Annotated in this window: 4 protein-coding genes; all 4 read right to left on the bottom strand. The window is 67.6% G+C overall.

Features of this window, described 5'->3' with window-relative positions:
• Positions 1-2,665 (bottom strand): DUF748 domain-containing protein (locus F3J10_RS34050; RefSeq protein WP_167243912.1); only part of this gene is annotated, 2,665 nt, incomplete at its 3' end.
• 333 nt (positions 2,666-2,998) lie between these two features.
• Positions 2,999-4,378 (bottom strand): type II toxin-antitoxin system HipA family toxin, encoded by a 1,380-nt coding sequence (locus F3J10_RS34045; RefSeq protein WP_025099375.1) that lies wholly within the window; start codon positions 4,376-4,378, stop codon positions 2,999-3,001.
• Complete coding sequence (locus tag F3J10_RS34040) at positions 4,378-4,767, bottom strand: helix-turn-helix domain-containing protein (protein ID WP_233632032.1); 390 nt, start codon at positions 4,765-4,767, stop codon at positions 4,378-4,380. Before F3J10_RS34040 ends, F3J10_RS34045 begins: the two co-directional genes overlap by 1 nt.
• Before the next feature lie 249 nt (positions 4,768-5,016).
• A partial coding sequence (locus F3J10_RS34035) for a DUF1214 domain-containing protein (protein ID WP_167243911.1) occupies positions 5,017-5,801 on the bottom strand: 785 nt, incomplete at its 5' end.

Here is a 5,801-nt window from a genome sequence, read left to right as displayed (position 1 = left end):
CAGTGGCGGCGGCCGCCGAAGCGCCCGAGGCCGGATGCGCGCTCGCCGCCGCGACGGCCGCGGCCGTCGGCGACAAGGGCACCGGTTCGGCGCCGCTCGCGTCGCGCGTGAGCGATTGCGCCGGGCCGCTCTGCTTGGCCACCACGTCGTTGAGGTTCAGGCGCCCCTGCGCGTCGAGCAGCACGCGGCCGTAGAAGCCGGAGAAGGTCACGCGCGAAGCGTCGACATCGGTGCCGCGCTCGCTGTCGTAGTTCGCCTTCAGGTTCGACAGCGCCAGCGAACGCCAGCCCGCGAACGGGTCCGAGCTGGCCTTGTCGAGCATGCGCACGTCCACCACGGCGAGATCGCCGCGATACGAGGCCTTGGTCGCCGCCTTCGCCTGCGACACCGCCAGGTTGCCCTTCGCGTTGAGCAGCGCGCTGGCGATGGTGGCATTGAGCGCGCCGCCGAAATACGGCTCGAAGGCGGCCGCATCGAGCCGGTTGCCGTCGATGCGCAGCTTCGCGTCGAGCGGCGTGGCCGTCACCTCGCCCGCCACCGCGAAGCTGCCCTTGCGGTTCAGCGTGGTGCGCAGCGAGACCGGCAGCGGCTTGGACAGATCGTCGGTGAGCGGGCCGACCTTCACGTCGAGCGGCGCGAACGCCAGCTTCACCGGGCGCGGCGTGGACAGGTCGGTGAAGCTGGCCTTGGCGCCGGCCAGGCTCAGCTCGCCGATCCGGTAATGCCAGGGCGCGGCCGCGGCGGTCTTGCCGTTGGCCGGCTTTGTGGCCAGCTTCGCGGCCGGCTTTGCAGCCGATTCGGCGGCGGTTTTCTCCGCCGGCTCGCGACGCGCGCCGCGCGCGGATGCCGCCGGCTCGGCCAGCGCGGCCAGGTCGATCTCGCCGTTCTTCAGGCGCGCCGCGTCGACGTCCAGGCCGTTGACGGCCACGCTCGCCACCTCGGCCGTGCGCGCGCCGAGATCGATGCGCGAGAGCTTCACGTCGGCCTTCGACAAGGCCAGCACCGGCGCCTTCGCGTAAGGCGCGCCGATCTTCAGCGCATCGAGCGTCAGGCTGCTGGGGCCGACATTGGCCGCCAGCTCCGGCTTCGACCAATCCGCGAAGGCGTCGATCGAGGCGCCGAGCCTGCCGTCGAGCAGCTTCGCCGAGCTCGCCCCGGCCAGGTACGGCGCGATCGCCGGCAGCGCGAAGCCGTCGATGCCCAGATGGCCGCCCACCTGCTGCTGGGCCAGGCTGACGGCGCCGGCCGCGTTCAGCGCGCCGCCCTGGGCGAGTTGGGTCGAGATCCAGAACTTGGCCGGCTGCCGGCCTTGCAGGGTGAAGCCGGACAGCGTGGTCTTCAGCTTGGCGAGCGTGAGGTCGGCGGCCGGGGCCACCGAGGCGTCGCTGATGTGGATGGTGCCGTCGTCGATCGCGAGGCGGGCGATCGTCAGGTCGAGCGGCTGCGGCTTGGCATCCTCGGCGGCGGGCTTGGCCTGGGCCTGCGTGCTTGCGCTCGCGCCGCTCGCCGCACCTGCCGGTGCCGACGCGGCTGCCGTGACGGCCGCCGGCGACGAGGCCGCGGCGGGCGCCGCCTTCGCGCCGCCCTGGGCCGCCGCCAGCTTCTGCACGTTCAGCACGCCGGCCGCATCGCGCGTGAGCGTGAGCACCGGCGCGTCGACCCGGATCTCGTCGAAATGCAGCACCTGCCGCAGCGGTTCGAGCGAGCCCGCCGCCACATGCACGGCACGCGCCGCGAACAGCGGATGGTTCGCCGCGTCGCTGAGATTCGCGTCGGCCAGGTCGACCGTGCCCGACACGCGCAGCGCGGGCGTCTCGCCGTCGATCGAGAAGCGCAGCACCAGGTCGCTCGACAGCCTGCCGGAACTCATCTGGACCGGCAGCCTGGCCGGCGCGTAGGACAGCAGCTTGGGCACATCGAGCCCGTCGAACTTCAGGTTGATCTCCGATTCGCGCGTCTGCGAGAAGGGCTTGGTCTTGCCGGTGATCGCGATCGGGCTGCCGTCGAGGCGCAGCTTCAGAGTCGGCTGCACGAAGATGTCGGTCTTCGAGGGCAGGGTGGCGACGAAGGGCACGCCGAGCGCCCATTGATCGACCACGTGCCGGGCGCCGAGCAGGCGATCGTCGAAGTCGATGCGGCCATCGGTGACCTGGATGTTCGACACCGAGAAGCGCGTCGGCCCCGAGGAGGACGGCTGCGAGGGCTTCGAGAACTTCTCGATCAGGTCGGTGAAATTGAAGCGCTGCGCGTCGTAGCGGACGATGTGGAAGCGCGGCGCGTCGATGCGCACCTCGTCGACGATCGGCGCGCCGCGCAGCAGCGAGCTCCAGGCCGGCCGCACGGTCAGCTTGCCGATGTCGACGAAGGGGCCTTGCCCGCCGCGCTCGCCGATATGGACGCCGTCGGCCTCGAGCCGCAGCGTGTAGGGGTTCAGCGCGATCCGCGCGATCGTGGCGGGGCGGTCGAGCTGGCGGCTCAACTGCTGCTCGGCGATATGGCGGATCAGCGGCGGCGCCGCGAAGAAACCGAGCAGGCCGAACACGACCAGGAAAATGAGGATGCCGAGCGCGACGCGCCTGGTGCGGCGCGATCGGGCCACGTCGCCGAGCCGCTTGCCGACGGACGGACGGGAGTTCTCAGGTTGATTTTTCTGGATGCTGGCCATGCTGAGGTGCCGTTGAGAGGACGACGAACGTCGTCTGCAAAATCGGGACGGAAAGCCCGGCTTTCCGAAGTATAGGCGCTCGGCGGGCATGGGCGATGTCGCCTCGTGGGCGATCGCCAGCCGCGACGACGCATCTCGCGATGGTGCTGCCGGGCGGCCTGCCCGTCGCACCTTCAAAGCGGGTCGATGCTCGCCAGTCGTGGATTATACGGAAAGCGCCTGCTCACTTTTCATGACAGGGCGGGACATCGTCCGATTCGTGCCTGGACATAGGCAATACCCTTTTGCCAGCTGTATTTGGCGACGCCGGGAGCGGCAATGCACGCCTTGCCCTTACGTCCCTCTGCGTATTTCAGCCTCGAGCCCCGGCGAAGCGATGTCGCTGATGTCGCGAAAGGCTCGTGATAGCTGGTCAAGGAGCTTTTTGTCGGCGCCATGCTCTTCGAAGCACGTCATCCATTCGCGTACCTCACCCCAGACTCGACGCATGATGCCGATTGCTGTCGGCCGCGCCGGCATGAAAGCGGCGTAATGACTCAACGCATTATCCAGGGTGGCGAGTTTGCCGTGCTCTCCTACACCAAGGTGCAGTCTTCGTTCACTGGCCAGGACGGGGCGCGGAACGACGTCGTACAGAGGGCTGAGCACCCAGCCGTTACGCCGCGGGTCCCGTATGAAGCCATGATTGCGAAGATGGTCGTCGTCGTTGGTCACGAAAATGTTGAACACCATGCGAGCAAACATCTCCTCGCCATCGGCTTTGACACGATCCAGGTGGACGTATTTGTGGATGGCGCGGCCCAGGTCGGCATAGGTCTTGTCGGGCGACTCCAGCTCGCTGCAGGCGGTGAGCGTAAGGCCGCTGACGAAAGGAAGCCGGCCTTCGATGCGGCCCTCCCCAGGGCGGGTGTCGTGCAAGGCGTCTTCAGGCGGCTTCTGACCAACCTGGCTCCAGTAGCGGTCAAAGCGACGAATCAGCATGACAGGTCGGCCGCCGATATCCTGGTGGCGTACCTCCGGGACCGTCAGACCACAGCGGCGGGCAAGCTCCAAGGTGCAGGACTCCGCGCGCGCCACGTCGAATCTGTCGCCATTCGCGGGAAACTTGGCCAGCCACAGTGCGCCGTCCCCGTCGCGTACAGACGCCTTCGGGCGAGCACCACCGGCGGATGGGCCCGAGCCCAGGAAACGCTCCAGGTTTGTCGGTACCGGCGCCCCGTTCTCGACTGCCTCCGACGCCTGCAGTACATATTCCAGCGAATGCATGTCGCTCGCGGACGCCGAATCAGGGCTCTTGATGTCTTCCCGCACGTCCAGGGCGCCAACGCGGTCCCCGCCGGCATGCAGCAGGTACTCCACTTCGAGCAAACCGTTCGCCGGCGCCTTGAGGCGAGCTTCAATTACCCTGCGCCCCCAGGCATCGGGAGCCGCGTCGCGAATACCGCCAAATTCGCCAAGCCCGTTCACGGGAAACAGAACCTTCCCCCTGATGGACTCACGCTCACCCAGTGCCAAACTCACCGGGTCCAGCTCGAACGACTCGCCTCGCCGGAGGTATCCCATGCCATACGCAAACTCACTGGCAAGCCCACGATCTGCGACACGCGCGCCTTCTGTCTCGGTCAGACCAAGGATGCCCGCTGGTACGAACCGATTACCGTCAGCTTGCGCAAGGTGGCCGAATACGAAAACCTCCGTTTTCTTGCGTGCCATCAGAAATCCAGCCGTTGCAGTTCGGATTTGCTCGCCTCGCGAACGCGCTGCGTCGTCTCACGTGCCGCCAACGCCTGAAGCGAAGGGTCGTCCTCCTTCAGCAGTGAAAGCAGGCTGACACCAGGCGCGATCGCTTCCAAATATCGAAGTATCTGGGCCTGTGTGCGACCGAGGTCCCCCTTCTCCAACAGAACCGCCGTGGAGCGAGAAATCCCGGCGCGAGTAGCCGCGTCCGCCTGCCGAATACGACGGGCGATACGCAGACGAGCCAGTTTCTCTCCCAGCTGGCGAGCTTCTTGTAGCCGCTCAGGGCTCATCAACGGTTGCTCATCGCGCTTCATGTCTGCAATCCCAGTCTGAATATCCATAAAGTCTATCTTTGCAGACATTTTAGATTTGCGATGAACGATGTCAAGTCTGCAATCCCGGTCACAATCGTGATTACGTTTGTGATTACAGACATTGCCGAAAGAAATATGGAGGGGGAAATTGGGGTCGATTGTCTCGAATCCCTCTGTCCAGCAAGGCTTGGGAGAACAAAACCCTCCGACGCACCCCGCCCCAAACGAAAACGGCGCCAGAAGGCGCCGTCTGATTGCTTCCGATAGCAACCGCTCACTTATGCATTAGCCGCCCATTTACTGGCGCACCAGCGGCGGCGGCTGCCAGGAGCCGTCGGTCGCCTCGGGCTTGGGCGCGTAGAGACGCAGCGCCAACTGGAAATCGGCGCGCGGCGCGGGCAGCCAGTTGGCCGCGCGGGCGCGGCCCGGCGAGCTGGCCGATACGACGATGTCGACCGAGCCGTCGCGATTGCGCTGCAGCCGGTCGAGGCTGCCGATCGCGCGCCGGCCACGGCCCGGATCAGGCAGCGCGCCGTCCGCCGTATAAGGCGTGAGCGACCAGAACGCACGCACCGGCGGCAGTTCGCGCGCCGCGAAATGCAACACGTAACGGCGCTCGCCGTTCAGCGCCTCGCCATCGCCGTCGGCGGCCACGATCGCCACCGTGTCGTCGTCGCGCGTGCCGGCGCCGAAATGCGTCGCCGCCGCGTAGGCGCGCAGCGTGTAGTCCTGCCCGTAGCGGCCGGCATCGCCGCCGAGCCAGCGCCAGCCGTCCGCCGCGAACAGGTTCGACGGCGGCGTGGTCAGCCGTGCACGCGCATCCTCCACCCCGCGCGCGGCAGCGGCGAGCCGCTCGCCGCTCCAGTCGGGATCGACGCCGGCCTTCACGCCGATCTCGTCGAGCACTTGGTCGACGTGCGGATCGGGCTGCGGCGGCGGATTGTCGGGCAAGGCGCCGGCGAAGCGCGAGAAGAAGGCCTTGGCATCGAGCGCGGCGACGCGGGCAGCGGCGCTTGCCGAGGTGGCCGCGCCGTTGTCCGCGTTCGCGTCGGCCGCGGCAGCCCCCGCCGCGGCCGCGCCGC

It is taken from the genome of Burkholderia sp. Cy-637 (assembly GCF_011753175.1).
Classification (GTDB): domain Bacteria; phylum Pseudomonadota; class Gammaproteobacteria; order Burkholderiales; family Burkholderiaceae; genus Burkholderia; species Burkholderia gladioli.
The sequence above is the reverse complement of the archived record's forward strand: the minus strand, read 5'-3'. Positions and strand labels throughout refer to the sequence as shown.